The sequence below is a fragment of the Streptomyces armeniacus genome, from assembly GCF_003355155.1.
GTDB classification, from domain to species: domain Bacteria; phylum Actinomycetota; class Actinomycetes; order Streptomycetales; family Streptomycetaceae; genus Streptomyces; species Streptomyces armeniacus.
Window position 1 is genome coordinate 1823244 of sequence record NZ_CP031320.1, and the last position, 26153, is coordinate 1849396.

A 26153-nucleotide genomic window follows, 5' to 3' on the forward strand; every position below is an offset into this window, starting at 1 on the left:
ACGGTCCGCGGCCTTTCCGGCGGTCCGGCCACGGGTCCGGCACCCGCTGCCGGGTCTGCGCACGATCCGGCAGCGTGCGCCCCGCGAACTCTGCCCGAATCGGGCAGTGCGCCCCGTACCGCCCCCGCGCGACCATCGAGGGGCCGGCACACCCGGCCCGTCCGGCGACTCGGGACGGCCGGGGCGACGAAAGGGGGCCGATCGTGCTGACTCTGCTGATGGTGTTCACCCTGGTGACACTGCTGACCGGCTGGCTGATCTCCATCGAGCTGCGCCGCGAACGCGAGCGCGCCGAAGTGAAGCCGAACGGCGCGCGCTGACGCGTCGGTTTCCGGCGCCCGCTGGGCCCAACGGCGCCCGCTGAGCCCTCACCCGGCCGGCGCCGCCGGGGGAATCCGCAGCGCCGCCAGTACGGGCAGGTGGTCGCTCGCCGCCCGCAGGTCGCGGTCTGTGACGCCCGCGAGCCCGGCGGGGACGCCGCAGCCCAGCACCTCGATGCCGTCCGACGCCAGCACGGCGTCGATGCGCTGGTGCGGATCGTCCGGTGTCGACGTGTGCTCGCCGCCCCACGGCTTCGCCGCCCAGCAGTCCTGCAACGAGTCCGCCAGCCGGCGGAAGGCCCGGCCGCCGGGCCGGTCGTTCAGGTCGCCCGCCACCACCGAGTGGGGCGTCTCCGCGCGCGGCAGCCGGTCCAGCAGCATCCCCGCCTGCGCGTGGCGTTCGGCGGCCTGCAGGCTGAGGTGGCAGCTGACGACGGACAGCCGCGCCGAGGAGCCGAACCGGAGGACGGCCGTGGCCAGTCCGCGCCGGTGCAGTCCGGGCGTACGGGGCAGCAGCACGTCCTCGGTGTGCTCGACGTACGCGCGCAGCGACGCCAGGATCATCGGGCCGCTGGCCGTCGCGCCGCCCGTGACGTAGCAGAGCTCGGTCTGACGGGCGAGCCACGAGGCGTACTTGCGCCAGCGGAAGAACCGCGGCGCCTCCTGCACGCAGACGACGTCGGGGGCGCACGCCCGGATCACCCGGGCGAGCGCCCCCTTGTCGTCGCGCATGGAGCGGATGTTGTAGCTGAGCAGGCGGATCACGGCAGAGCCTTCGGGCTCGGACTTCGACTCGGGGAGATCCGCAAGATCCGCAAGTGTCATGTCACCGAAGCGTAGTACGTGTCCTGTGCCTGGTCCGTACGTGGTCTCTGCGACGCCTTTACGTGCCCAACGCGCGTGCGGCGCGCCGCGCGTGCGTCGTGGCCGAGGGCGTTCCTCAAACCCGGACGGGCTGGTTTTGCCCGGCTGAGCGCCGTGGCCGGGCTCAGGGTCCGGTGGGCGGTCCCTGGCCCCGGGCGGTGTCCACGGGCCGGACGGGCTGGTTTGCCCGTGCGGTGTCAGCCCTGGCGGGCCAGGTCCGCCGCGCCCACCAGCCCGGCCTCGCCGCCGAGTTGGGCGGCAAGCACCTGGGCGTGCGGCCGCCACTGGCCGCCGACCAGCCAGCGCCGGAACGACTTGCGGATCGGGTCCAGGACCAGATCGCCCTCGTCCGAGACGCCGCCGCCCACGATGAACGCCGACGGGTCGAACAGCGAGGCCAGGTCGGCCAGTCCGGCGCCCGCCCAGCGCGCCAGCTCGCGGAACGCGTCGACCGCCACCGGGTCGCCCGCCCGCGCCGCCTGGCTGATGTGCCGGCCCTCGATGTTCTCCGCCGTGCCGTCGCCGAGGCCGAGCAGCACCTCGGCGTTCTCGGGCGTCGCGGCGGCACGCTGCTGCGCGTACCGTACGAGGGCGCGCCCCGAGGCGTACTGCTCCCAGCAGCCCTGGCTGCCGCAGCCGCACAGCAGGCCGTCCGGGACGACGCGGATGTGGCCGAACTCCGCCGCCACTCCGAAGCGTCCGCGGTGCAGCTTGCCGCCGATGACGATGCCGCCGCCGAGGCCCGTGCCGAGCGTGATGCACACGACGTCGTCGTGGCCCTGCCCGGCGCCGAAGCGGTACTCGCCCCAGGCCGCCGCGTTCGCGTCGTTCTCGACCACGACGGGCAGCCCGACGCGCTGCTCGACCTTGTCCTTGAGCGCCTCGTGACGCCAGGCGATGTTCGGGGCGAAGAGCACGGTGGCGCGCTTGTCGTCCACGTACCCCGCGGCTCCGATGCCGACGGCCTCCACCGGGTGCTGGGCGCTGACCGTACGGACCGCGCCTCCGATGGCGTCCACGACGCCCTCCGCGGTCGGCGGGGTCGCCACCTTGCACGTCTCGAGGATCGTGCCCTCTTCGTCGACCACGCCGGCCGCGATCTTGGTGCCGCCGATGTCGACGCCGATGGTGAGTCCCATGTGTCCCTCAGTTTTCGGTCGATCCCCGCTGCGCATGAGGGTACCGGAGCGCACGGGGAGGCTCGGGCCGCGTCCGGTACGGGCGGACGGCCCGCGGGGCGACGGGTCTCAGTCCAGGTCGATCTGCTGCGGTCCGCCGGGGTCGTCGCCGTCGCGCCGCCCCTCGCCGCTGCCACGGTCGCCGCCGCTGTCCGTGCCGTCCTTCGTGCCGTCCGTGCCGTCCTTCGTGAGGTCCGCCGGACGCTGCGCGTCCTCCGGCCGCACCGTCGCCGACCAGCGGCGCTCCTCGCCCTGCACCGCGGAGCGGTACGCCGCGAGCAGCTCGCTGCCCGCCGTGGCGAGGTGGTCGAAGACCTGCGGGTTCCGCTCGACGACCGGCTCCACGACGGCCCGCGCCTGCTGGAACAGCTGCTGGGCGACGCCCTGCGCGGCGGCCTGCCCGGCCGGTCCGGCGAGCGGCTTGCCGAGCTGCCCGACCTTGTCGGCCACGGCGTCCGCCAGCCGCCGCAGCTCCTCGGCCGCGCTGACCGGCTGCGGCCCGTACTCCGCGCGGCGGCGGGCCTTCTCCGCGGCGAGGTCCTCTTCGCAGGCGGCCGCCCAGGCGTCGGCGTCGGCGTCGGGCTCGGCTGCGGGGCGCTCGGCGGCGGCATCGCTCATGACGGCTCCTACGGGACGGGCGACTTGTGGTCGTACGGGCTCACTCTCGACGTTACCCGAACAGCCGCACGGCGTGGGCCGCCGCGCGCCCTCAGCCCCCGTCCTGACCGCTTTCCGCCCGTGGCCACAGCCCCGGCTCCGGCGCGAAACGCACCCGCAGCTCCCCGTCCGCCAGCGCCGCCCCCGTGACCCGGCACCTGCGCAGCACGGAGGGCAACGGCAGCGTACGGCGGTACGGGCCGACGCCGACGGTCAGCTCGTCCCCGCGCCGTACGAGCCCCAACGCGTCCCGGCCCGCGCCCGGCAGGGGCAGCCGCCAGTGCAGCAGGCCCTCCTCGGCCAGCCGGTCCTCGACGGCGGCGGCACTGCCGGGCTCCGCGTCCATGCCGCGGACGGCCGGTGCCGGCAGCGCCGCCAGGTCGTGCGGGCCGCGCGGTTCCCGCCCCAGGTGCGGGAGTTCGGTCAGCGGCGCGTCGCCGGCGGCCTCGCGCAGTTCCTTGAGTACGGCCTGCTGCCGCCCGGAGAGTGCGGCCAGCCACTCGTCGGGGGAGCCGGTGGGCAGGACGCGGTTCGCGACGACCGCGTCGACGCGCAGGCCGTACAGCGCCAGGGCGGGCCGTACGGCACGGAGTGCCGCGACGGCGAGCGCGCCGCCGGGCTCGGTGACCAGCCGTACGGAGGTGCCCGCGGCGTCGATCACCCGCTGTACACCGGCGAGTTCGCGCTCCCAGCGCGCGGTGGCGCCGTACAGCCACTCCGCGGGCATCGGCACCCCGGCGAGCTGCGCGAGGACCGGGCGGAGCGCCCGCGCGGCCTGCTTCTCGGGCGGCAGCAGGCGCCGCAGGTAGCGGCGCAGCTGCTCGGGCAGCGCGAGGGCGGCGAGGGCCTCGGGCGCGGGCGGCAGGTCGGCGACGACCACGTCCCATGCGGGCCCGGTGGAGCCGTCCGTGCCGCCGGCCGCGCGCAGGGCGCGGAGCAGCGCGAAGGTGCCGGCGCCGGGCAGCGTGGTGAGTTCGTCCTCGGCGAGCGGCTCGGAGCCGGTGAACTCCAGCGCGGCGCGTGCGTGCCGCTGGACGGCCAGGGCCTGCGCGCGGAAGTCCTCGTCGGGGTCGACGCGGGCCGCCCACAGCCCGGGTACGCCGTCCACGGCGGCGGGCCGCAGCGGCCCGTACGCGTCCTCCGCCCCGTACGCCGGAGCGAGCGGCGCGTCCAGCACCGCCTCCAGCACCCCGTCCGGCGCGGTGCTCAGCAGCAGCGTGCGTGCGCCGCCCCGCGCGGCGCGCAGCGCGGTCGCGGCCGCGACGGTCGTACGGCCGCTGCCTCCCGCGCCGGTGACGAGCACCGTACGGACGGCCGGTGCGGCCTCCGTACGGTCGTCGCCATCCGTACGGGCCTCTTCGGCCTCCGTACGGTCGTCGCCATCCGTGCGGTCCGGACCGTCGTCCGGCATCTCAGGGACGGTCGCCTTTCGACGCGTCCGGCCCGCCCTCCGGGCCGCCCGCGCCCGACTCGACGCGCTTCTTCAGCCCGTCCAGCGCGCGGTCGATGATGACCTTCTCCGCCTTGCGCTTGATCATCCCGAGCATGGGGATCTTGACGTCCACGGTCAGCTGGTACGTGACCTTCGTGCTCGCGCCGCCGGACAGCGGCGCCAGCACGTACGAGCCGTCCAGCGCGCGCAGCATCTGCGACTTGACCAGGTGCCAGCGCACCTCGTGCTCGCCGGCCCACTCGTACTCGAGCGTGTGCTCGTCCTTGATCGCGCCGGCGTCCAGCAGGAGGCGTACCTGTTCGGCGCGCCCGTCGGAGTCAGAGGAGAGCACCTCGGCCTCCTTGACCTCGCCGGTCCACTCGGGATAGCGCCCGAAGTCCGAGATCACACCCATGACTTCGGTGGGTGCCGCTTCGATGGTGATGCTCGAGCTGGTGTGTTCCGCCATCGCCGTGGCTCCTCCGCTTGCCCGTGCCGCTGCTGCCGTGTGCGCTGGAAGGCTACCGCGCGGTTGGGGTGCCGCCGTCATCTGCCGTCCGGCAGCTGCCCGGTGGCCTCACCACTCCAGTACCCACGGCGTACCGGTGTGGTTGAAGTGCCCCACGTTCACGCACTCCGTGCGCCCGATCCGCATCCGCCGCTCCAGCGGCTGGTGCACGTGCCCGAAGAGGTGGAACCGCGGCCGTATGGTGCGCACCGCCTCCAGCAGCGCCGCGCTGCCGCGCTCGAAGCGGCGGGCGACGGTGTCGTAGCACAGCTCCGGGACCTCGGGCGGAATGTGCGAGCACAGCACGTCGACCTCGCCGAGCGCGGCGATCTTCGCGGCGTACGTCTCCTCGTCGATCTCGTACGGGGTGCGCATCGGGCTGGGCAGCCCGCCGCCCACGAAGCCGAACCGGAGCCCGCCTATGTCGGCGGTCTCGCCGTCCAGCACGGTCGTGCCGTCGCCGGCGTACTCGGGCCACAGCGGCGGCATGTCGACATTGCCGTACGTCGCGTACGTAGGGGTCGGGAAGGCCGCGAACAGCTCGGCGTACTGCCTGCGTACGGCGGCCTCCACGGTCGCCTTCCGGTCCACGCCCGCCCACAGCCGCGCCGACAGCTCGCGGGCCTCGGTGAAGCGGCGTGCGGTGCGCAGCTCGACGATCAGGTCCGCGTTCTCCACGCCGAACAGCTCGGGGAAGATGCCGCGCGAGTGGTCGGCGTAGTCGAGGAACAGCAGGAGGTCGCCGAGGCAGACGAGCGCGTCCGCGCCGTCACCCGCCCTGGCGAGGTCGCGGCTGTTGCCGTGTACGTCGCTCACCACATGCACTCGCATGGGCTCACCTTAGATGTGCTGTCCAGTCACACGATGTCCACCTGCGGCGATTCCCGGCCCCTCGGGGTGTGCACTAACCTTTCGGCAAGGCGTGTCCGGGCGCGCGTGTGACGGAGCGAACATCTCACCGCCGCCCCCTATCCCCATGGCTTTACCAGTGGGTAACGTCCGGGCCGTCATCCTTCAGGATCCCCGGAGATCTTGGACCGAGTCCACGGAGGCCGCCCCGCAAGGTCCCCGTCCGGCGCCGACGAGGAGCAGCAGTTGCGCGAGTTCAGCCTTCCGGCCCTTTACGAGGTCCCCGCGGACGGAAATCTGACCGACCTCATCCGTCGTAACGCCGCTCAGCATCCCGACGTTCCCGTGATCGCCCGGAAGCGCGGTGGTGTCTGGGAGGACGTCACCGCGGCCGGCTTCCTCGCCGAGGTGCACGCCGCCGCGCGCGGCCTGATCGCCGCCGGTGTGCAGGTCGGGGACCGCGTGGCGCTGATGTCCCGCACCCGCTACGAGTGGACGCTGCTGGACTTCGCGATCTGGAGCGCGGGCGCCGTCACGGTGCCGGTGTACGAGACCAGCTCGCCGGAGCAGCTCGCCTGGATCCTGGGCGACTCGGGCGCGGTCGCCGCGGTGGTCGAGACGGAGGCGCACGCCAAGGCGCTGGACGCCGTACGGGACCGGCTGCCCGCGCTGACCGACGTATGGCAGATCGAGTCCTCGCCCCGCGACCCCGAGGGGCGGGGCGCCGTCGCCGAGCTGACCGCGGCCGGCGACGGTGTCCCCGACGCGACCGTGGACGCGCGTAGCTCCGCGCCGAACGCCGACTCGCCCGCCACCATCGTCTACACCTCCGGCACCACCGGCCGCCCCAAGGGCTGCGTCCTCACCCACCGCAGCTTCTTCGCCGAGTGCGGGAACGTGGTGGAACGTCTCGGCGCCCTCTTCCGCACCGGCGAGTCGTCCGTCCTCCTCTTCCTTCCCGTCGCGCACGTCTTCGGGCGGCTCGTCCAGGTCGCCGCGGTGATGGCACCGGTCAAGCTCGGCCACGTGTCCGACGTGAAGACACTGACCGACGAACTGGCCGCGTTCCGCCCGACCATGGTCCTGGGCGTGCCCCGCGTCTTCGAGAAGGTCTACAACTCCGCGCGTGCGCAGGCCCAGGCGGGCGGCAAGGGCCGGATCTTCGACAAGGCGGCGGACACGGCCATCGCGTACAGCCGCGCGCTGGACACCCGCGAGGGCCCGTCGCTCCGGCTGCGGCTCCGGCACAAGGTCTTCGACCGGCTGGTCTACGGCAAGCTGCGCGCGGTGCTCGGCGGCCGCGCCACCCACGCCATCTCCGGCGGCGCACCGCTCGGCGAGCGGCTGGGCCACTTCTACCGCGGCATCGGCTTCACCGTGCTGGAGGGCTACGGCCTCACTGAGTCCTGTGCCGCCACCGCCTTCAACCCGTACGACCGGCAGAAGACCGGCACCGTGGGGCAGCCGCTGCCCGGCTCCGTGATCCGGATCGCCGACGACGGCGAGGTGATGCTGCACGGCGAGCACCTCTTCACCGGTTACTGGAACAACGAGCAGGCCACCGAGGACGCCCTCGCCGACGGCTGGTTCCACACAGGCGACATCGGCTCCCTGGACGCGGACGGCTACCTCACGATCACCGGCCGCAAGAAGGAGATCCTGGTGACGGCGGGCGGCAAGAACGTCGCCCCGGCCGTCATCGAGGACCGCATCCGCGCGCACGCCCTGGTCGCGGAGTGCATCGTCGTCGGCGACGGCAGGCCGTTCGTCGGGGCGCTGCTCACCGTGGACGAGGAGTTCCTGCCGCGCTGGGCCGAGGAGCACGGCAAGGCCGCGCTCACGCACTCGGAGCTGCTGGCCGATCCGGAACTGCTGGCGGAGCTGCAGCAGGCGGTGGACCACGGGAACGCGGCGGTGTCCAAGGCGGAGTCGGTACGGAAGTTCCGCGTGCTGGCGGCCCAGTTCAGCGAGGAGTCGGGGCACCTCACCCCGTCGCTGAAGCTGAAGCGGAACGTGGTCGCGAAGGACTTCGCGGGCGACATCGAGGCCCTCTACGGGGGGTGACCCGCGACACGTGCGCGGAGCCCGTACGCGGGGGCGCGCGGGAGCCCGTACGGCGGGCGGCCGGTTCCGTACGACGGGTGCGCGCCGTGCCGCCGTACACTGACCCGTCTCATTCACCGGTCCGGCGTAATGTCCGCGCCCGCGACCACGTAACCTGGGGTGGTGACCGTGAACGCCAATTCCGACGCCGGTGTCCGCACCTGGCGAGACCTGCCCGCGGCGCAGCAGCCTGACTGGCCGGACCGCGAGGCTCTGCGCGCAGCCACCGCCGAGCTCGAGTCGTATCCGCCGCTCGTCTTCGCCGGCGAGTGCGACCTGCTCACGGAGCGGCTGGGCGCCGTCGCCAGGGGCGAGGCTTTCCTGCTGCAGGGCGGTGACTGCGCGGAGGCGTTCGACGCCGTCTCGGCGGAGCACATCCGGAACAAGATGAAGACCCTGCTCCAGATGGGCGCGGTCCTCACGTACGCCGGCTCCGTGCCCGTGGTGAAGGTCGGCCGCATCGCCGGGCAGTACAGCAAGCCGCGCTCCAAGCCGACCGAGACCCGCGACGGCGTGACCCTGCCGACGTACCGCGGTGACTCGGTGAACGGCTTCGAGTTCACCGCCGAGGCCCGCACGCCCGACCCGGAGCGGCTCAAGCGGATGTACCACGCGTCCGCCTCCACGCTGAACCTCGTGCGCGCCTTCGCCACGGGCGGCTACGCCGACCTGCGCCAGGTGCACGCCTGGAACCAGGACTTCGTCAAGAGCTCGCCGTCCGGGCAGCGCTACGAAGCGCTGGCGCGCGAGATCGACCAGGCGATGAAGTTCATGCACGCCTGCGGCACCGACCCGGAGGAGCTCAAGACGGTCGAGTTCTACGCCTCGCACGAGGCGCTGCTGCTCGACTACGAGAGCGCGCTGACCCGTACGGACTCGCGCAGCGGCAACCTCTACGACGTGTCCGGGCACATGCTCTGGATCGGCGAGCGCACCCGGCAACTGGACGGCGCGCACATCGAGTTCGCGTCCCAGGTGCGGAACCCGATCGGCGTCAAGCTCGGCCCGAACAGCACGCCCGAGGACGCGCTGACGCTCATCGACCGGCTCGACCCGGACCGCGTACCGGGCCGGCTCACGTTCATCACCAGGATGGGCGCGGACAAGATCCGCGACCGGCTGCCGACGCTGGTGGAGAAGGTCACCGCGTCCGGTGCGCGGGTGGCGTGGGTGTGCGACCCGATGCACGGCAACACCTTCGAGGCCGCCAGCGGGCACAAGACGCGGCGCTTCGACGACGTGCTGGACGAGGTCAAGGGCTTCTTCGAGGTGCACAAGGGCCTGGGCACGCACCCCGGCGGCATCCACGTGGAGCTCACCGGGGACGACGTGACGGAGTGCGTGGGCGGCGGCGACGAGATCTTCGTCGACGACCTGCACCAGCGGTACGAGACGGCGTGCGACCCGCGGCTCAACCGCAGCCAGTCGCTGGACCTGGCCTTCCTGGTGGCGGAGATGTACCGCGACCAGTGAGCCGCGACGAGCGAGCGCGCGACGAGCGAGCCGCGGCGAGTGAGCGCTGAGCGCCGGCCCGTGGGGTCCGTGTCACCTGCGGTGTGACCCGGGCCCCACGGCGTTTGGTGGACGGCGCGGGCCGGGTAAGGTTAGGGTTACCTCACTGTCAACGGGCTCCGGGAGAGCCGTGCCGAGCTGGAGGTGACCGCGTGTACGTCTGCTCGTGCTTCGGCATCACCGAAGAGCAGGTCCGTGAGCACGCGGAGGCCGGAGCCTGCACCCCGCGCCAGATGGCCTCCGCCAGCAAGGCGGGCACCGACTGCGGCTCGTGCGTCCGCCGCATCCAGGGCCTCCTCGGACGCGGCAGCTGCCCGCGCCGCGCGGGCATCGAGCAGAGCGAGCCCGCACTCCCGCCCTCGGCGGCGCCCCAGCCGGGCGTACGCGAACCGGGCGCCCACGAACCCGCCGTACGCGAACCGGGCGTCCTCGAGCCCGCGGCCGTACAGCGTGCCGCCGCTCAGTCTCCTGCCGTTCAGCCCGCCGCCGCCTGACACCGTCTGAGGTGCGGGCCCGCTTCCCCGGGCGGATAATCCCTGCCAGGGCGACAGCGCGGGAGGCCGAGCGACATGGCACACACCGTCCGGCATCAGCCGGTCCACCAGGGATTCGCCGGGGGGATCGTGGTCTTCGGGGCGGTGATGCTGCTCATCGCCGGCGTCCTCGACGTCTTCCGCGGCATCGTGGCCATCGCCAAGGACGATCTGATCGTGGCGACGCCCGACTACACCTTCGAGTTCGACACGGCGGGCTGGGGCTGGGTGCATCTGATCCTGGGCGCCGCCACCGTGCTCGTCGCGTTCGGTCTGTTCTCCGGCAGCCTCTGGGCCCGCGTCGTCGGCGTGGTGATGGCGGGGCTGCTCATCGTGTCGAGCTTCCTGTCGCTGCCGTACTACCCGGTGTGGTCCATCGTGCTGATGGCCATGTCCGCGCTCGTCATCTGGGCGCTGTGCACGATGCCTTCGGGCGCGGGCGCGGGCGCGGGCGCGGGGGAGGCGGGCGGCGACCGTACCGCCCCCTGACGGCGGCGGCCGGGCGGGACCGGCCCCGCGCCCGCCGCCGCCCGCGGCCGGGCTCAGCTGTCGGGCTGCTCGATCAGCTGCGAGATGTAGAGCGGCTCGCCGAGCTTCTCGATGAGTTCCAGCTGCGTGTCGAGGTAGTCGATGTGGTGCTCCTCGTCCGCGAGAATCTCCTCGAAGATGTTCGCCGAGGTGATGTCACCCTTGGCGCGCATGACCTCGATCCCGCGGCGCAGCCTGTCGATCGCCTCCACCTCGATCTGCCGGTCGGCCTGGAACATCTCGGTGACCGTCTGGCCGACACGTACGTGGAACAGCCGCTGGTAGTTGGGCAGGCCCTCGAGGAAGAGAATGCGGTCGGTGAGCCGTTCCGCATGGCGCATCTCGTCGAACGATTCGGAACGCGTGTACTTGGCGAGCTTGGGCCAGCCGAAGTTCTCCTGCATCTTGGCGTGCAGGAAGTACTGGTTGATCGCCGTCAGCTCGGCGGTCAGCTGCTCGTTGAGGAATTCGATGACCTCGGGATCGCCCTGCATGGCAGCGGGCTCCTTCCACACGTGAATCGGAGGATGTGCGCGCGCATCCTCGCACCGCTGTGGCGAGCCGGTCCAGTAAGTGCAGGCTTAGCAAAGTTACCGGAATTGCCCGGATTTAAGGATTGTGTAGGTTGCAGGCGGGGGGCGGTCAGGGGCACCCGGGGTGGTCTGTCACCATGGACGTATGGGTCAGCCGGAAAGCCGCGAATCGGAGCAAGCGCAGCTTCCGCCGGGACAGCGACTGCAGCGAGGCTGGCCGGTGACCCACTACGGGCCGGTGCCGAAATTCCGGCCGGAGCGCTGGGAATTCCGGGTGTTCGGCGTGACCGCCGACGCGGACAAGCACTGCTGGTCGCACGAGGAGTTCAGTGCGCTGCCTTACGAGACCGCGGTGGCGGATCTGCACTGCGTCACCAAGTTCAGCATGCTGGGCGCCGAATGGGGCGGAGTGAGCACCCGTACGATCCTGGAGCTGGCGCCGCCGGGCCCGGAGGCCACGCACGTCATGGTGTGGGCGGAGTACGGCTTCAGCTCGAATCTGCGGCTTTCCGATTTCACCGCGGAGAACGCCCTCTTCGCCACCCACCGCGACGGCGAACTGCTGACGGCCGAGCACGGATTCCCCGTACGGCTGATCGTGCCGCACCTGTATGCCTGGAAAGGGCCGAAGTGGGTGCGCGGCATCGAGTACATGTCGGCGGACCGGCGCGGCTTCTGGGAGGAGCGGGGCTACCACAACATCGGCGACCCCTGGCAGGAGCAGCGCTACTCCTACCAGGAGGAGCCGGGGGACGGGCCCGGGCTCTAGCCGCCGCCCCTGCCGTCCCCCGTACTCCCGGCGGTCAGTGGTACTGGTGCACCACCGCGTGGCCCTTGCCCTTGCCGATCAGCCAGCGGTTCACCGGGGTGGTCACCACGAAGGCGACCGCGAACGCCACCGCCAGGGTGCCCCAGAACAGCCACTCGGAGAGATGGGCGTCCATCGCGCCCGGCGTCATCAGGATCACGCCGTTGTCGACCAGCTCCATCACGGCGATCGACACCGTGTCGGCGGCCAGGGCGACCTTCAGGGCCGACCGGACGCTCAGGCCGGCGCGGAGCACGGCGTAGATCGTGAAGGTGTAGCCGAAGAGGAACGCGAGGACGATCGCGAGGGCCATGGTCGGCGCGTTGTGCCAGGCCAGGGCGGTGCCGATGGCCATGCCCAGCACCTCGCCGACGGCGCAGCCGGTCAGGCAGTGGAGCGTGGCCCTGGCGGCCATGGACCACGAGGCGGGGGCGTGGCCGGTGTGGTCCATGTGGCCCGCGTGTGCGGTGTGGTCTGCGTGCTCGGCGTGGTCTGCGTGCTCTGTGTGGTCCGCGTGCGCGCCGTGCTCGTGTCCGTCGTGATCGTGCGTGCCGTGCCCGGTGCGGGAGGGCGGCTGCTGCATCATCAACACCTCGTAGGGAAAGCGGAACGGTGGCTGCCGACACGGGCAACCATATACCCCTGAGGGGTATTCCGCCTCCCGGTGCGTGTCCGCACCGCCCGCCCGCCCGGCCTGGGGTGCTCAGTGCGGCCGCAGCTCCTTCAGCCGCGCCACGTCCGCCGCGTGCCCCTCCTTGCCGCCGGGTGTCTCGATCACCAGCGGCACCCCGGCGGTCGCCGGGTGGCTCATCAGCTCGGCGAACGGCTCCGCACCGATGTGCCCGGCGCCGATGTTCGCGTGCCGGTCCTTGTGCGCGCCGGCGACGTCCTTCGAGTCGTTCGCGTGGATCAGCCTGAGCCGCCCGGAGCCGACGACGGCCTCCAGCGTGTCGAGCATCTGCTTCATGCCGCCGGGTACGGACAGGTCGTGGCCCGCCGCGTGCAGATGGCAGGTGTCGAGGCAGACCCCGAGCTTCGGGTGCCGGTCCAGCGCCTCGAAGTACGGCTCCAGGTCGGGGACTTGGGAGCAGAGCGAGGCGCCCTGTCCGGCCGTCGGCTCCAGCAGCAGCCACGGGTCGTCCTCGTGCGTCAGCTCGTCCAGCAGTGGCAGCATCCGCTCGCGCACCTGCGCCAGCGCGATGTCAGGGGGCCGGCCGCCGGTCGCCGCGCCCGTATGGACGACGACGCCTGCCACGCCGATCCGGCGGCCGCGGCGCAGTGAATGGCGGAGCGAGGAAACGGAATTGCGGGCGGTTGCCTCGGTGTGCGAACCGAAATTGATCAGGTACGGCGCGTGGACGAACGCGGGAATCCGCCCGGCCGCGCAGCCGGCCAGGAATTCCTCGTCCTGCGTCGCGCGGCCGGGCGTTGTCGCCCAGCCGCGCGGATTCGCGACGAACACCTGGACGGCCTCCGCCCCGATTTCGTTCGCGTAGGAAAGGCCATTGGCGGCCAGGCCCCGGGCTACCGGGACATGACCGCCGATGGGATTGCGTTCTCGCGGAGTCGTCACACAGCTCAGTATGCCGAGTCGACGTTGTCCATCGAACCGTAGCGGTCGGCCGCGTAGTTGCAGGCGGCGACGATGTTCGCGACCGGGTCGGTGAGGTTCTTCGGGGTGCCCTTGACGTGGTACGCCTCGAAGGTCGGCTTGATCACCTGGAGCAGGCCCTTGGAGGGCACGCCGTTCTGGGCGTTGATGTCCCAGTCGTTGATGGCGTTCGGGTCGCCGCCGGACTCACGGATGATGTTGCGGTGAATGCCCTCGTAGGAGCCGGGTATGCCCTTCTCCTTCATGATCGAGCGGGCCTCGCGGATCCAGCCGTCCAGGTTGTTGGGGAAGTTCGGCTTCGCGGCCTTCTTCACCTGCGGGCGCTCGGCCGAGCGGCTCGCCGGCTGCTTGGCCTCGCGCTTCTTCGCGGCCTCGGCGGCCTCGGCCTTCGCGGCGGCCTGCCGCTTCGCCTCGGCGGCCTTCTTCTTCGCCGCCGCCTTCGCCTGTGCCCGCTCGACGGCGTCGACCTGCTGGGCGATGCCGTCCTGCTGGGACTCCGGGTGCTTGACCTTCCCGGTGAAGGCCACCGGCATGGTGTCGGCCTTCGCGGCGGTGCTCTGGCTGCTGTCGCCGCTGTCGGCGGAACCGGGCACAACGGCCAGGGAAAGTGCGGCGGCTCCGGCCACGACGCCGGCGGTCGAGTGCTTGGCGGTCTTGGACATACGCGTGAAGCGGTTGATGCTGAGCATGGAAAGAGCGGCCTTTCGATTGCTTGCGTCGCAGAGGCAGGGGACAGGCAGAAGGGCCGCGATCTGTTCACGGCACCGTGCGACGTCGGCAATTGTTAGGGCCTGGAAATTCGCGGATCAAAAGTGTGACGTACTACCCGCTTTCGTGAGAAGGGGACAGAGCGGATGTCTCACTCGCAGGTCAACGCCATCAGGAGTCCGAAATATCCGCACTAATCCTGGTCGTAAGTGATCTGTGTCCTATGTGCGGGCTCACAGAGCGCCCGGGGTCGCATCACCAGGAGTGTTCGCAGAAGCACATGAGGTGAGTGGTTTGGGGGGTTTCGACACGCCAAAGGGCGGCGCCGTCCGGCGCCGCCCCTGTGGGGTTCGGCAGTGGGAGTGTGAGCCCGGCGGCTCAGCGCACCCAGATGGTGATCTCGGACCCGCGCGGCGCGTTGTCGCCGGCGTCCGGGGCCTGGTTGAACACGCGGTCGGAGACGAACACCTTCCGCACGTCCACGGTGAAGCCCGCGCCCTCCAGGGTCTGGCGCGCCTTGTCGGCGGTCATGTCCCCGACGTCCGGGACGGCCACCATGTCCTGCCCCTTGGACAGTGTGAGCGTGATGGTGTCGCCCTTGGCCACGGGCGCGCCCTCGCTGGAGGACTGCTTGGCGATGGTGCCGGCCTCCTCGTCGGAGAAGACCCGCTCCTTGGCGATGCGTACCTTCAGGCCGAGGGCCTCCAGCACGTCCCGCGCCGACTTCTCCTCGTCCCCGATCAGGTCCGGGACCTGGATCGCCTGTCCCTTGGAGACCGTGAGGGCGACGGCCGAGCCGGGGCGCTTCCCGGTGCCCGTGTCCGGCTCGGTGCGGATCACCGAGCCCTGGGCGGTCTGCGCGTCGAACTCGCGCGAGATCAGCCCCGGCTCCAGCCCCACGTCCCTGAGCTTCGCGCGCGCCTTCGCCAGCGGCTGGTCCGACAGATCCGGCACCTTGACGATCTCCGGGCCGCGCGAGACGACGATGGTGACCGCGTCGGTGCCGCCGACCCGCTCGCCCGGCCCGGGGGAGCTCTCGATGACGCGGCCGCGCTTGACCCGCAGGCTGTAGTCCCGCTGGACGTCCACGTCGAGGCCGGCCTTCTCGAGCGTGTCCCGCGCCTTGGCCTCGGTCATGTCGAGCACGGCGGGGGTCTTGGTGTACTGCCCGGCGGCGAAGTACCAGGCGCCGCCGCCCGCCAGCAGTACGAGCAGCACGGCGGCCAGGATCAGCAGGGTGCGGCGCGGCAGCCACCGCCGCAGCCCCGTCGCGTCCCGGGTCCCGCCGGCCCCGTCCGCCGGGGAGTCCGCGTCGGCGTCCGTACGGGGCTCCGCGTCCGGGTCCGGGAGGGCGTGGGCGCGGGCGTACGGGCTGGGGGTGTACGGGATGCCGGAAGCCGCCCCGGGGGCAGCGTTCGCGCCCGGGGGAGCGTGCTCGGCGGGTGCGGACCCGGCGGGCGGCTCCGCGGCCTCCGCGTGCGGTAGGGCGGCGAGCTGCGTGGTGTCGCGGTCGGGCGTCTCGGCCCGTACCGGCGGCGCCCCGGCCTGCGCGGGGATCCCGTCCCGTACGGGCGGCTCCGGCTCCGCCGCGGGTGCCCGGCCCTCCGGCACCCGGCCCGGCACGGCGTCCTGGGGCGTATCCGAGGACGCGCCAGCGCCCGCGCCTGCCCCCGCCGCCGCTCCGGCCGCCGGCGGCGCCACGGCGCCCTGGCTCACGCGGCGCGAGAGCACGCTCGTGAGGTGCTCGGCGCCCTCGTCCGCGTCCGTACGGGCCCGGGGCGGCACCGCGTCGAGCTCCTCGTCGCTGAGCGTCGCCCGCATCGTACGGACCTCCGCCAGCAGCGCCACCGCGTCGTCCGGGCGGTCCCCGGGGGCGCGTGCTGTGGCCCGCGCGACCAGCTCGTCCAGCTGCCGGGCCAGCCCGGGTACGGAGCGGGACGGCGTCGGGATGCCCTCGTGCAGGTGCTGGTAGATCACCTGGGCCGGGGTGCCGGGCGCGTGCGGCTTGGCGCCGGTCAGCATCTCGTAGAGCAGCACGCCGCACGCGTACAGGTCGGCGCGCGCGTCGGCCGTGCCCTCCTCGATCTGCTCGGGCGCGAGATACGAGACGGTACCCATGATGCTGCCGGTGCTGGACGTGGTCTGCCCGTCCGCCGTGCGCACCAGCCCGAAGTCGGCGACCTTGACGCTGCCGTCGTCGCCGATCAGGACGTTCTCCGGTTTCATGTCCCGGTGGACGAGCCCGGCGCGGTGTGCGGCGCCGAGCGCGGCGAGCATCGGCTCCAGCACGTCGAGCGCGACGCGGGGGCGCAGGGCACCGCGGTCGCGGAGGACGTCGCGGAGCGTGCACCCGGCGACGTACTCCATCGCGAGGTAGACGTACGTGCCATCGGTGCCCTGGTCGAAGACTGCGACCACGTTCGGGTGGGCGAGCTTGGCCGCGGACTTGGCCTCGCGGATGAAGCGTTCGACGAAGACGCCGTCGGCGGCGAGCGAGGTGTGCATCACCTTCAGCGCGAGCACGCGGTCCAGGCGGGTGTCCACGGCGCGGTACACCGTGGCCATCCCGCCGACTGCGATGCGCGCGTCGACGCGGTAGCGCCCGTCGAGCCGCTGCCCGACGAGTGGGTCGTGAAGGGTCGTATCCACGGCGCAGAGTCTACGAGGCGGCCCTGTCGGCCCACTCCACCCTGTGCACCGGGCGGAAGGCACTGAAGCGGAAGTGTGACAACCCTCCTATCCCGCCATGACGTTTCGCTCAGCCGAACGCCGGCCGCTCCGGGTCCAGCACCGCCGTGCCCGCCGTCGGCGACGACGCCTCCGCGAAGTGGCGGCGGGGGATGCGGCCCGCGCGGTACGCGAGGCGGCCCGCCTCCACCGCGTGCCGCATGGCCGCCGCCATCAGCTCCGGCTCCTGCGCCCGGGTCACCGCGGACGCCAGCATGACCGCCGCGCAGCCCAGTTCCATCGCGAGCGCGGCGTCGGACGCCGTGCCGGCGCCCGCGTCGAGGATGACCGGCACCCCGGCGCGTTCGGTGATGAGCTGGAAGTTGTGCGGGTTGCGGATGCCGAGCCCGGAGCCGATGGGGGAGCCCAGCGGCATGATCGCGGCACAGCCCGCGTCCTCGAGCTTGCGGGCGAGCACCGGGTCGTCGTTCGTGTAGGGGAGGACGGTGAAGCCGTCGTCGACGAGCGTTTCGGCGGCGTCCAGCAGCTCCACTGGATCGGGGAGCAGGGTGCGCTCGTCCGCGATCACCTCGAGCTTCACCCAGTCCGTGCCGAGCGCCTCGCGCGCCAGCCGCGCGGTGAGCACGGCCTCGCCGGCGGTGTAGCAGCCGGCGGTGTTCGGGAGTACGCGGATGCCGTGCCGGTCGAGTACGGACAGCACGGAGCCCTGGACCGTCGGATCGAGCCGGCGCATCGCGACGGTCGTCAGCTCGGTGCCGGAGGCGAGCAGGGAGCGTTCCAGCACGTCGAGGCTGGGGGCGCCGCCGGTGCCCATGATGAGGCGCGAGGTGAAGGTGGCGTCGCCGAGGGTGAGCGGATCGGCCTCCGTACGGGTGCCGGTTTCCGTACGGGTGCCGGTTTCCGTACGGGTGTCGGTCTCCGTAGGGGTGCCGGTTTCCGTACGGGTGTCGGCTTCGGCGCCCGTGCCGGCCGTCCCGGCGGTGAGAGTGCCCGTCATGTGTGCTCAGCCTCCCTGGACTGCGGTGAGGATCTCGACCCGGTCGCCGTCCGCGAGTGTGGTGCGGGGCCACTGGCCGCGCGGTACGACGGCCTCGTTGAGCGCCGCCGCCACGCCGGACGGTGCGGTGGTGAACGTCGCCACCAGCCGGTCGAGGGTGAATCCGGCGGAGATTTCGAGGGGTTCGCCGTTGACGGTGATGTGTCCGTGTGCGGTGACGGTCATCAGGGCTGCTCCTGCTGTGTCGCCTGCTCGGTCCCGGCCGGCGTCGTCCCGGCCGGGCGCGCTGCGGATACGGGTCCGGGTGGCCCCGCGGGTTCTGGCGCCTCCGCGGGTGCGTCCGCGCGCGCGGACGCACCGGTGCGGAACCGGCGCGGGCTGAAGGGGCGCGCGTACGCGGGCAGTTCGTCCGTGGCCAGCAGCTCGCCCATGGCGTCGCCGGTCACCGGGGTGAGCAGCACACCGTTGCGGTAGTGCCCGGTGGCCGCGTACAGCCCGGGCAGTCCGGTCGGTCCGAGCAGCGGCGCGTTGTCGGGCGTGGCGGGGCGCAGCCCGGCGCCGGTCTCGGCCAGCGGGAGTTCGGTGATGCCGGGCACCAGTTCGTGCGCGTCGCGCAGCAGCTCGTACACGCCGCCCGCCGTGACCGTCGTGTCCCAGCCCAGCTCCTCGCTGGTGGCGCCGACGACCAGCTCGCCGTTGGTGCGCGGCACCAGGTACACGTGCGCGCCGCGCACGACGGCGCGCACCGTACGGGAGAGGAACGGCGCGTACGCGGACGGCACCCGCAGCCGCAGCACCTGCCCCTTCACCGGCCGTACGGGCGGCAGCAGTTCGTCCGGCACACCCGCCAGGCCGCCGCTGTACGGGCCGGTCGCGAGCACCGTACGGTGCGCGGCGCGCTCCGTACCGTCGTCCAGGACGGCGCCCGTGGCGCGGTCCCGTACGACCGACAGCCGCGCCGCGGAGGCGCGCAGGAAGCGGACACCGGCGCGTTCGCAGGCGGTGACGAGGGCGGCGGCGAGCCGGCGCGGATCGACCTGGTGGTCGCCGTCGACGCGCAGGCCGCCCCGTACGGAGGGGGCGAGCATCGGTTCCAGACGGCGGCACTCGCGCCCGGACAGCCACTCCGAGTCGAGCCCGTGGCGGAGCTGGAGGGCGTGCAGCTCCCGGAGGAACGCGCGGTCGTCGGCGTCGAGTGCGGCGGCGAGGGTGCCGCAGGCGCGGTAGCCGACGTCCTGGCCGCTCGCCTCCTCCAGTTCGGCGACGAACGCCGGATAGCCGCGGGCGGAGGCCAGGTTGAGGCGGAGCAGCGCCTCCTCGCCGTAGTGCAGCTCGGTGACCGCCGCCAGCATCCCGGCCGCGACCTGTGCGGCGCCGCCGCCCGGCGCCGGGTCGGCCACCTCCGTACGGAGCCCGCGCTGCGCCGCGCGCCAGGCCGTGACGAGGCCGATGACGCCCCCGCCGAGAACGAGGACGTCGGGGTGTCCGTGCGTGTACGGGTCGTCGCGCCGCTGCGTGCTGTCGTTGTTGCCGCTGCTGTCGCCCATGGTGGGTCGGCTCCTCCCTTCGCCGGTATGACCCGGATCAGGTTCGTACGGTCGGAGGCCGGCCAGCCTCCCTCTCAGCCCGGTCCGTCCGGGCTCCCGCGGTATGTGCTGCTGCGGCCAGCCTACTGCGCCTCCTGCGGGGGCGTTAAGGCCCGCCAAAGCGGCTCCCCTACGGTGCGCTCCCGGCTGCCGCGCGCGCGGCGCACACGGTTAGGGTGACCGCGTGAACGACAGTCAGACGCAGCAGCGGGCCGTGATCGCCGGAGCGGGGATGGCCGGTGTACAGACCGCCGTCCAACTCCGTGAGCAGGGCTGGACCGGCCCCGTCACGCTGATCGGGGCAGAGCCGCACCAGCCGTACGACCGGCCGCCGTTGTCCAAGGCGGTGCTGCTGGGCAAGGCGGAGGGCTCGGCGTTCGACATCGACTTCGACGCGCTCGGCGTCGAGTTGGCGCTCGGCCGCAGCGTCACCGGCCTGCGCCCGGAGGCACACGAGCTGGACACGGACGACGGCCCGGTGCCGTACGACCGGCTCATCCTCGCCACCGGCGCCGAGCCCCTCGCGCTGCCCGGCAGCGAGGGCGTGCCCGGCGTGCACCTGCTGCGCACGCTGGACGACGCCGAACGCCTCCGTACGGTGCTCGACGAGCGCCGTACGGTGGTCGTGGTCGGCGCGGGCTGGATCGGCGCGGAGTTCGCGACCGCCGCCCGCGACGTCGGCTGCGACGTGACCGTGGTGGAGGCGGCCGATCGGCCGCTCCCCGGGGCGCTGCCCGCGGAGGTCACGGAGCCGATGCGCGCCTGGTACGAGGAGTGCGGCGCACGGCTCCGTACGGGCGTCGCGGTGGCCGCCGTCGAGCCGGGCGCCGTCGTGCTCGCGGACGGCGAGCGGCTGCCCGCCGACGCGGTGGTCGTCGGCATCGGCGCCCGTCCCGCGACCGGCTGGCTGGCGGGCTCCGGTGTGGAACTGTGCCCGGACGGCTCCGTACGGGCGGACGAGACGCTGCGTACGACGGCGCCGGACGTGTACGCCGTCGGCGACTGCGCGTCGTTCCCCTCCGCCCGCTACGGCAGGCGGCTGCTGGTGCACCACTGGGACAACGCGATGCAGGGGCCGCGTGTCGTCGCCGCGAACGTCCTGGCCGACGCGCGTACAGGCGGCGAGGCCCGCGGCGAGGGGGCCGCGGAGGGCGCCGCGTACGACCCCGTGCCGTACTTCTGGTCGGAGCAGTTCGGGCGCTTCGTGCAGTACATCGGGCAGCACTCGGACGGCGACGAACTGGTGCGCCGCGGCGACCCGCACAGCGCCGCGTGGTCGGTGTGCTGGCTGCGGGACGGCGCGCTCACCGCGCTGCTCACCGTGGGCCGCCCGCGCGACCTGGCGCAGGCGCGCAAGCTGATGGGCCAGGACGCACGCGTGGATCCGGAGCTGCTCGCCGACCCGGAAGTGCCGCTGAAGAACACGGTGCGGTAGGGGGTACGGCAGGCGGCGGGACGCAGTACGTGCCGACGCTGCGGTAGTGACTGTCAGTGCGGGATGGCACTCTGGGTATGTGACCGAGATTGACGCAAAGACCGATGCTCTCGTCCCCGCGTGGCTCACCCTCCCCGACGTCGCCGAGCGGCTCGACGTCGAGGTGACCCGCATCCGCCAGCTGGTCAAGGAGGGCCAGCTGATCGCGGTGCGGCGGGGGGAGAACCGCGTGCTGCAGGTGCCGGCCGACTTCATCGGCGACGGCCGGGTCGTGAAGGGCCTGGTCGGCACCATCACGCTGCTCAAGGACGACGGCTTCACCGACGAGGAGATGCTGGAATGGCTGTTCACCCCGGATGACACGCTGCCCGGCACCCCCGCACAGGCCCTGCGGGAGAATCGCGGGACCGAAGTGAAGCGGCGGGCCCAGGCGCTCGCCGTCTGAGACCGCCGACCGACACACACCACTCAACCACCGGGTGTACGGACCGCCGCGCGCGGTCCGTACACCCCCTTCTGGGGGCACCCCTATGTTCCGAACCGCCCGTGAGCGGCTGGCCGACGCCCGGCTGTATCTGTGCACCGACGCCCGTAAGGAGCAGGGCGACCTGCGCGAGTTCGCGGACGAGGTGCTCAGTTCCGGCGTGGACGTCATCCAGCTCCGGGACAAGGGCATGGAGGCGGGGGAGGAGCTGGAGCACCTCGGCGTCCTCGCCGAGAGCTGCCGCCGGCACCGCACGCTGCTCGCCGTCAACGACCGCGCGGACATCGCGCACACCATCGGCGCCGACGTGCTGCACCTGGGCCAGGGCGACCTGCCGGTGCCGGCGGCCCGCGACATCCTCGGGTACCGCACCGACAACGTCCTGATCGGCCGTTCCACGCACAGCGAGGCGCAGGTGGACGAGGCGATCTCCGCGTCCGGCGTCGACTACTTCTGCACCGGCCCCGTCTGGCCCACCCCCACCAAGCCCGGACGGTCCGCGCCCGGCCTGCCGCTGGTGCGGTACGCCGCGTCGCTGGTGCCCGTCCGCCCCTGGTTCGCGATCGGCGGCATCGACCTGACGAACCTGGAAGAGGTGCTGGACGCGGGCGCGCGCCGCGTGGTGGTCGTCCGCGCGGTCACCGAGGCGTCCGACCCCGGCGCGGCGGCGGCGCAGCTGGCGAAGCGGCTGCGTGAGCGTCCCGTACGGGGAGAGTGAGCCCCGTACGGTCGCCGGTGCGCGCTCCGTACGGTGACGCCGCGCGCTCCGTACGGTGGTTGCACGCACACGGTCCGTACGGTCACGCCGTACGCACGGTCCGTACGCGGGACCTACGCCTCCCGTATCCCTTCCGTGCACGTCCCGTACGCGCTTCCGTACCGGTCGGGAGCCGGACGGACGGGACATAGCGCCCCAGCGGATGTGATGCGCACTTGCGGCGCCGGTTAACCTGCACGCATGGCCCTTGGTACCCCTATCACCAGGACAGACCGCACGCCGACCGTACGAGAGCTGCTCGCCTCCGGTGAACAGTCGTACTCCTTCGAGTTCTTCGCGCCCAAGACGGAGAAGGGCGAACGCACCCTCTGGAACGCCCTGCGGCGCATCGAGGCCGTCTCACCGACCTTCGTGTCGGTGACCTACGGAGCCGGCGGCTCGTCCCGCGAGGGGACGGTCAAGAACACCGAACGGATCGCGAACGAGACCACCCTGACGCCCGTCGCGCACCTGACCGCGGTCAACCACTCGCGGACCGAACTGCGCAACGTCATCGGCCAGTACGCCGACGCGGGAATCCGGAACGTCCTCGCGATCCGCGGTGACCCTCCCGGCGACCCGATGGGGGAGTGGGTGCGGCATCCGGAGGGTGTCACATACGCCTCGGAGCTGGTCGAACTCATCAAGGAGGCCGGGGACTTCTGCGTCGGCGTCGCGGCGTTCCCGGAGATGCACCCGCGTTCGACGGACTGGGACACGGACGTACGGCACTTCGTCAACAAGTGCCGCGCGGGCGCCGACTACGCGATCACCCAGATGTTCTTCCGCGCGGAGGACTATCTGCGGCTGCGTGACAGCGCGGCCGCGCAGGGCTGCCAGACGCCGATCATTCCGGAGATCATGCCGGTCACGAGCGTGGCGCAGATCGAGCGGCTGGCCGAACTGAGCAACGCCAGCTTCCCCAGTGGGCTGACGGACCGCATCCACGCGGCCAAAGACGACCCGGCGGCTGTACGCTCGATCGGAATCGAGTACGCCACGGAGCTGTGCGCGAGGCTGCTGTCCGAGGACATCCCCGGACTGCACTTCATCACGCTCAACCACTCCACAGCGACCCTCGAGATCTACGAGAATCTGGGACTCCACAGGCAGTCCCAGGGCTGAACTGTACTGACGTGAGCTGAGCTGAGCTGGGCGGCAGCGGGAAGAGGGCGTACATGGGCTGGACGGTCCTCTACATAGCGTTCGGAATCGTCGCACTGTGGCTGCTCGGCGAGGTGCTGCTGCAGTACAAGGCGCGATTGCGCTGGCGGCTGCTGGCCTTCGCGGGCTTCGCGGCCGTGGTGGTCGGCGTGGTGGTCATGTCGTCGATCGTCGTGATCACGGTGGGCGCGATGGCCTTCGCCGTCGGCCAGACCTTCGTGACCCTCTCGTACCGCCGAGGCTTCTCCACCGGCTGGGCACTCGGCGGCAAACCGGGCTCCAGCCGCCGCCGTCGCGACGGCGGCGGCATGGAGCCGCTGCCGCCGGTGGACGCCGAACCGGTGCTGGAGGTCTCCGAGCTGGAGACGTACCAGCCGCAGCCGCTGAGCGACGACACCGGCGAGTACGGCGTCTACGACCGCGGCGACCAGCTCGGCAGCGCGCCCGGCGGCTACCCCGGATACGCGCCGGGGCAGGACCCGTACCAGGGCCAGGACGCCTACCAGGCGCAGGACCAGACGCAGATGCAGCCCCAGATGGCCGCGGCCGGCGGCCCGCCGCCCGTACCGCCGCAAGCGCCGGCGATGCCTCCGCAGGATCCGTACGCCCCGGCGTACGCGGACGCGTACGGCGGTTACGGCGCGGACGGGTACCCGGCTGACGGTGCCGACGTGTTCGGCAACGGCGGTTACGACACGGGCCAGTACGCCACCACCGCGGCGTACGGCGACGGGGGCGGCTACGACGGGCTGAACGGGTACGACGGCGCGGGCGGCGCGTACGACGGCGCGGGGGCGTACGACCCGGCCAACGGCTATGCCCCGCAGACCGGTTACCCGCCGGAGGCGCCCGCGTACGCGCCCGCGCCCGGCGCGGGCCAGCCGTCCGACGGCTACGGCACGCAGTATGTGACGGACGGTCAGTACGCGCCCCAGCAGGGCTACTATCCCGACTCCCCGTATCCCGACGGCGGTTACCAGCAGACGCCGCCCGGCGGCGTGTGGGTGCCGCAGCAGCGCGACCCCGGCTCCCCGCCGCCCGATCCCGCGGGGTACCCGTACCAGAACGGCTACGACAGCAACGGCTACGGGTACGACACGTCCGGCAACGGCTATGACAGCAACGGCTATGGCTACGACACCTCGGGCAACGGCTACGACAGCAACGGCTACGACAGCAACGGCTACGACAGCAACGGGTACGGCTACGACTACGGCGAGCAGCGCGGCGGCTACTGAGCCCGGCCGGTCCCCTGTTCGTACGCGCTGATCCGCCCGCTGTTCCGCCTGCTGATCCGCCCGCCGGGGGCTGGTGCTACTGCGAGCCGCGCCAGTCGTCGCCCTCCACGATCAGCCCGGCCGCCAGCGCCCCCGACATGCCCGAGTGCGCGAGCCCGCCGCCCGGGTGCGACCAGCCGCCCGCCACGTACAGACCGTCCAGCGGCGCCCGGTTCGGCGCCCGCAGGAACGCCCCGTCCGCGCCAGCCAGCGCGGGCGCCGGGACCACGCCGCCGGGGGAGCCGGTCTCCGCCTCGTAGTCCGGTGGCGTGCGGTGTTCGCGCCACAACACCCTTTCGCCCAGGCCGAGTCCGGCCGCGTCGGCCGCGGCCACGAGCTCGTCCGCCAGCCGCTCCGGCGCCTCCAGCGGGCCGCCCGGGACGGCCGTGGTGAGGACGGCGGACTCGTGCGCGCCGTCCGGGCGCAGCGCCGGATCGTCGGGCCGCAGGACGGTCACCATGCGCTCCGGCGTGTGAACGACGGTGCGGTGTACGGCATCACGCGGGCGTGCGCCGCGCAGCGCGAGCAGCACGGTGAAGCGCGCGCTCCCCGACTCGCTCCCGCGCCCCGCTTCCGCGCCCGCGCCCGGCACACCCCCGCACGCGACCACCACGTCCGCCGGCTCCGTACGCCCGTCGGCCAGCTCCACGCCCGCCGCCCGGCCACCCGCCTCCCGTACGCGCCGCACCCCGGCGCCGAAGCGGAACTCCACCCCGCGCGCCACGCAGCGCTCGTACACCGCCCGCGCCAGCGCGCGCGTCCCTCCGTGCGGGTACCAGCAGCCGAACGTCTGCTCCAGGTACGGGAGGACGACGGCGCTCGCGGGCGTGTGCGCCGGATCGAGACCGTACGCGCGCGCGTGGCTCTCCAGCAGTGCGACCAGCCGCGGGTCGCGCAGCTCGGCCGCGGCGACGTCGGCGAGCGTCGTCGCCGTACGCCCGCCCCGTCCCGGACGCCCGCCACCGCCCGTACGCCCCGCGCGCCGGCGCAGGAAGCCGCGCCCGCGCGCCGCCGGATGCGGGTACGGGTCGCGCCCCAGTGGCGCCGCCCGGTCCGCGCCGGGCAGCAGCGGCTCCTCCAGCAGCGGGCGGCGGGTGGCCTCCCAGACGGTACGGGCGCGGTCGAGCAGCGCGTTCCAGCGCTCGCCCGACCCCGCGCCCAGGGCCGCGTCCAGCGCCGAGGCGATGCCGCCGCGCGAGATGCTCGGCAGGGTCACGCTGCCGCCGTCGGCGAAGTGGTGCCGTACGCCGGGGTCGACGCGGGTCAACTCGACGCACTGCTCCAGGGGTTCGCGTCCGGTCTTGACGAACAGGTCGCGGTAGACGGCGGGCAGCCGCAGCAGCCCCGGGCCGGTGTCGAAGGCGAAGCCGTCGCGCGCGTACTGCCGTACGCCGCCGCCGTACGTCTCCGTCCGCTCGTACACCGTCACCTCGTGCCCGGCCACGGCCAGCCGGGCCGCCGCCGCCATGGCGCCCAGACCCGCGCCGGTCACCGCAATACGTGCCATGACCAGCGACTCTAACGCCCGCATATGCCGCCGCTACGGGCGGGCGGACCGTACCGGGCACCCGGGCCCGGGTGACTACCCATGAGTACGGATACCTAGGCAACGGGTTGAGT

At 72.7% G+C, this 26153-nt stretch carries 25 protein-coding genes and 1 riboswitch; of the genes, 10 read left to right on the forward strand and 15 right to left on the reverse strand.

Annotation, left to right across the window (positions count from 1 at the left end; translation table 11 throughout):
* Positions 1-368: 368 nt before the first annotated feature.
* The 6 genes from DVA86_RS08045 to DVA86_RS08070 form a co-directional block, all read right to left on the reverse strand.
* Positions 369-1145: an endonuclease/exonuclease/phosphatase family protein gene (locus tag DVA86_RS08045; protein ID WP_208876930.1), complete on the reverse strand. Its 777-nt coding sequence runs from the start codon at positions 1143-1145 to the stop codon at positions 369-371.
* A 236-nt stretch (positions 1146-1381) separates the two neighbouring features.
* Positions 1382-2323 (reverse strand): ROK family glucokinase, encoded by a 942-nt coding sequence (locus tag DVA86_RS08050; RefSeq protein ID WP_208876932.1) that lies wholly within the window; start codon positions 2321-2323, stop codon positions 1382-1384.
* Positions 2324-2431: 108 nt separating this feature from the next.
* On the reverse strand, positions 2432-2980 hold the full coding sequence (locus DVA86_RS08055) for a DUF5304 domain-containing protein (RefSeq protein WP_208876934.1): 549 nt from the start codon (positions 2978-2980) through the stop codon (positions 2432-2434).
* A 91-nt stretch (positions 2981-3071) separates the two neighbouring features.
* On the reverse strand, positions 3072-4430 hold the full coding sequence (locus DVA86_RS08060; RefSeq protein ID WP_208876935.1) for an ArsA family ATPase: 1359 nt from the start codon (positions 4428-4430) through the stop codon (positions 3072-3074).
* A gap of 1 nt (position 4431) precedes the next feature.
* Entirely contained in the window at positions 4432-4920 is a 489-nt protein-coding gene (locus DVA86_RS08065) for an SRPBCC family protein (protein WP_208876936.1), read from the reverse strand.
* Between the two features lie 108 nt (positions 4921-5028).
* Entirely contained in the window at positions 5029-5790 is a 762-nt protein-coding gene (locus DVA86_RS08070) for a metallophosphoesterase family protein (RefSeq protein ID WP_208876938.1), read from the reverse strand.
* A 264-nt stretch (positions 5791-6054) separates the two neighbouring features.
* Between DVA86_RS08070 and DVA86_RS08075 the strand changes: the two genes are divergently transcribed.
* The 4 genes from DVA86_RS08075 (at position 6055) to DVA86_RS08090 (ending at position 10445) form a co-directional block, all read left to right on the forward strand.
* Positions 6055-7872 (forward strand): AMP-dependent synthetase/ligase, encoded by a 1818-nt coding sequence (locus DVA86_RS08075; RefSeq protein WP_208884504.1) that lies wholly within the window; start codon positions 6055-6057, stop codon positions 7870-7872.
* A 162-nt stretch (positions 7873-8034) separates the two neighbouring features.
* Entirely contained in the window at positions 8035-9384 is a 1350-nt protein-coding gene (locus DVA86_RS08080) for a class II 3-deoxy-7-phosphoheptulonate synthase (protein ID WP_208876940.1), read from the forward strand.
* A 191-nt stretch (positions 9385-9575) separates the two neighbouring features.
* Positions 9576-9917, forward strand: coding sequence for a (2Fe-2S)-binding protein (locus tag DVA86_RS08085; protein ID WP_208876942.1), 342 nt, complete (start codon positions 9576-9578; stop codon positions 9915-9917).
* Between the two features lie 75 nt (positions 9918-9992).
* Entirely contained in the window at positions 9993-10445 is a 453-nt protein-coding gene (locus tag DVA86_RS08090; RefSeq protein ID WP_245996410.1) for a DUF7144 family membrane protein, read from the forward strand.
* Positions 10446-10498: 53 nt separating this feature from the next.
* Here DVA86_RS08090 and bfr read toward each other — a convergent pair whose 3' ends face one another.
* Positions 10499-10978 (reverse strand): bacterioferritin, encoded by a 480-nt coding sequence (gene bfr / locus DVA86_RS08095; RefSeq protein WP_208876944.1) that lies wholly within the window; start codon positions 10976-10978, stop codon positions 10499-10501.
* 184 nt (positions 10979-11162) lie between these two features.
* Here bfr and DVA86_RS08100 point away from each other — a divergent pair, with 184 nt between their 5' ends.
* The gene (locus DVA86_RS08100) at positions 11163-11786 is read left to right on the forward strand and encodes a sulfite oxidase-like oxidoreductase (RefSeq protein WP_208876945.1); all 624 of its coding nucleotides are present in this window, start codon (positions 11163-11165) and stop codon (positions 11784-11786) included.
* Between the two features lie 34 nt (positions 11787-11820).
* Here the strand turns inward: DVA86_RS08100 and DVA86_RS08105 are convergent, their stop codons facing one another.
* From DVA86_RS08105 to thiO, 7 genes are all read right to left on the reverse strand, one after another.
* On the reverse strand, positions 11821-12408 hold the full coding sequence (locus DVA86_RS08105) for a DUF4396 domain-containing protein (RefSeq protein WP_208884506.1): 588 nt from the start codon (positions 12406-12408) through the stop codon (positions 11821-11823).
* A gap of 120 nt (positions 12409-12528) precedes the next feature.
* On the reverse strand, positions 12529-13398 hold the full coding sequence (locus tag DVA86_RS08110; RefSeq protein WP_208876946.1) for a deoxyribonuclease IV: 870 nt from the start codon (positions 13396-13398) through the stop codon (positions 12529-12531).
* 5 nt (positions 13399-13403) lie between these two features.
* A complete protein-coding gene (locus DVA86_RS08115) occupies positions 13404-14126 on the reverse strand; it encodes a transglycosylase SLT domain-containing protein (RefSeq protein ID WP_208876948.1) in 723 nt (240 codons plus the stop codon).
* Positions 14127-14523: 397 nt separating this feature from the next.
* The gene (locus DVA86_RS08120) at positions 14524-16794 is read right to left on the reverse strand and encodes a Stk1 family PASTA domain-containing Ser/Thr kinase (protein ID WP_208876949.1); all 2271 of its coding nucleotides are present in this window, start codon (positions 16792-16794) and stop codon (positions 14524-14526) included.
* Between the two features lie 109 nt (positions 16795-16903).
* Positions 16904-17647 carry a thiazole synthase gene (locus DVA86_RS08125; protein ID WP_208884507.1) on the reverse strand — a complete coding sequence of 248 codons (744 nt, stop codon included), beginning with the start codon at positions 17645-17647 and terminating at the stop codon, positions 16904-16906.
* A gap of 189 nt (positions 17648-17836) precedes the next feature.
* A complete protein-coding gene (gene thiS, locus DVA86_RS08130) occupies positions 17837-18055 on the reverse strand; it encodes a sulfur carrier protein ThiS (protein ID WP_208876951.1) in 219 nt (72 codons plus the stop codon).
* Positions 18055-19377 (reverse strand): glycine oxidase ThiO, encoded by a 1323-nt coding sequence (gene thiO / locus DVA86_RS08135; RefSeq protein WP_208876953.1) that lies wholly within the window; start codon positions 19375-19377, stop codon positions 18055-18057. The genes thiS and thiO overlap by 1 nt, the downstream gene beginning before the upstream one ends.
* A riboswitch (TPP riboswitch) is annotated at positions 19375-19487 on the reverse strand. (Overlaps the previous gene by 3 nt.)
* A gap of 161 nt (positions 19488-19648) precedes the next feature.
* Between thiO and DVA86_RS08140 the strand changes: the two genes are divergently transcribed.
* From DVA86_RS08140 to DVA86_RS08160, 5 genes are all read left to right on the forward strand, one after another.
* Positions 19649-20851: an NAD(P)/FAD-dependent oxidoreductase gene (locus DVA86_RS08140; protein WP_245997560.1), complete on the forward strand. Its 1203-nt coding sequence runs from the start codon at positions 19649-19651 to the stop codon at positions 20849-20851.
* A gap of 79 nt (positions 20852-20930) precedes the next feature.
* Complete coding sequence (locus DVA86_RS08145; protein WP_208876956.1) at positions 20931-21296, forward strand: helix-turn-helix domain-containing protein; 366 nt, start codon at positions 20931-20933, stop codon at positions 21294-21296.
* Positions 21297-21381: 85 nt separating this feature from the next.
* Entirely contained in the window at positions 21382-22053 is a 672-nt protein-coding gene (thiE, locus tag DVA86_RS08150; protein ID WP_208876957.1) for a thiamine phosphate synthase, read from the forward strand.
* Positions 22054-22293: 240 nt separating this feature from the next.
* Complete coding sequence (metF, locus tag DVA86_RS08155) at positions 22294-23217, forward strand: methylenetetrahydrofolate reductase [NAD(P)H] (RefSeq protein ID WP_208876959.1); 924 nt, start codon at positions 22294-22296, stop codon at positions 23215-23217.
* A gap of 53 nt (positions 23218-23270) precedes the next feature.
* The gene (locus tag DVA86_RS08160) at positions 23271-24494 is read left to right on the forward strand and encodes a hypothetical protein (protein ID WP_245996412.1); all 1224 of its coding nucleotides are present in this window, start codon (positions 23271-23273) and stop codon (positions 24492-24494) included.
* Positions 24495-24570: 76 nt separating this feature from the next.
* Here the strand turns inward: DVA86_RS08160 and DVA86_RS08165 are convergent, their stop codons facing one another.
* Entirely contained in the window at positions 24571-26040 is a 1470-nt protein-coding gene (locus DVA86_RS08165) for a phytoene desaturase family protein (protein WP_208876960.1), read from the reverse strand.
* Positions 26041-26153: the final 113 nt, after the last annotated feature.

What these genes read in the sequence shown, in the direction of transcription:
- metF (WP_208876959.1), top strand. Translation starts at nt 22,294, where the DNA reads ATGGCCCTTGGTACCCCTATCACCAGGACAGACCGCACGCCGACCGTA.
- DVA86_RS08090 (WP_245996410.1), top strand. Translation starts at nt 9,993, where the DNA reads ATGGCACACACCGTCCGGCATCAGCCGGTCCACCAGGGATTCGCCGGG.
- DVA86_RS08055 (WP_208876934.1), bottom strand. Translation starts at nt 2,980, where the DNA reads ATGAGCGATGCCGCCGCCGAGCGCCCCGCAGCCGAGCCCGACGCCGAC.
- DVA86_RS08060 (WP_208876935.1), bottom strand. Translation starts at nt 4,430, where the DNA reads ATGCCGGACGACGGTCCGGACCGCACGGATGGCGACGACCGTACGGAG.
- DVA86_RS08115 (WP_208876948.1), bottom strand. Translation starts at nt 14,126, where the DNA reads ATGCTCAGCATCAACCGCTTCACGCGTATGTCCAAGACCGCCAAGCAC.
- DVA86_RS08125 (WP_208884507.1), bottom strand. Translation starts at nt 17,647, where the DNA reads ATGGGCACCGGCGGCGCCCCCAGCCTCGACGTGCTGGAACGCTCCCTG.
- DVA86_RS08160 (WP_245996412.1), top strand. Translation starts at nt 23,271, where the DNA reads ATGGGCTGGACGGTCCTCTACATAGCGTTCGGAATCGTCGCACTGTGG.
- DVA86_RS08065 (WP_208876936.1), bottom strand. Translation starts at nt 4,920, where the DNA reads ATGGCGGAACACACCAGCTCGAGCATCACCATCGAAGCGGCACCCACC.
- bfr (WP_208876944.1), bottom strand. Translation starts at nt 10,978, where the DNA reads ATGCAGGGCGATCCCGAGGTCATCGAATTCCTCAACGAGCAGCTGACC.
- DVA86_RS08070 (WP_208876938.1), bottom strand. Translation starts at nt 5,790, where the DNA reads ATGCGAGTGCATGTGGTGAGCGACGTACACGGCAACAGCCGCGACCTC.
- thiO (WP_208876953.1), bottom strand. Translation starts at nt 19,377, where the DNA reads ATGGGCGACAGCAGCGGCAACAACGACAGCACGCAGCGGCGCGACGAC.
- DVA86_RS08100 (WP_208876945.1), top strand. Translation starts at nt 11,163, where the DNA reads ATGGGTCAGCCGGAAAGCCGCGAATCGGAGCAAGCGCAGCTTCCGCCG.
- DVA86_RS08045 (WP_208876930.1), bottom strand. Translation starts at nt 1,145, where the DNA reads ATGACACTTGCGGATCTTGCGGATCTCCCCGAGTCGAAGTCCGAGCCC.
- thiE (WP_208876957.1), top strand. Translation starts at nt 21,382, where the DNA reads ATGTTCCGAACCGCCCGTGAGCGGCTGGCCGACGCCCGGCTGTATCTG.
- DVA86_RS08165 (WP_208876960.1), bottom strand. Translation starts at nt 26,040, where the DNA reads ATGGCACGTATTGCGGTGACCGGCGCGGGTCTGGGCGCCATGGCGGCG.
- thiS (WP_208876951.1), bottom strand. Translation starts at nt 18,055, where the DNA reads ATGACCGTCACCGCACACGGACACATCACCGTCAACGGCGAACCCCTC.
- DVA86_RS08105 (WP_208884506.1), bottom strand. Translation starts at nt 12,408, where the DNA reads ATGCAGCAGCCGCCCTCCCGCACCGGGCACGGCACGCACGATCACGAC.
- DVA86_RS08140 (WP_245997560.1), top strand. Translation starts at nt 19,649, where the DNA reads ATGGCCGGTGTACAGACCGCCGTCCAACTCCGTGAGCAGGGCTGGACC.
- DVA86_RS08050 (WP_208876932.1), bottom strand. Translation starts at nt 2,323, where the DNA reads ATGGGACTCACCATCGGCGTCGACATCGGCGGCACCAAGATCGCGGCC.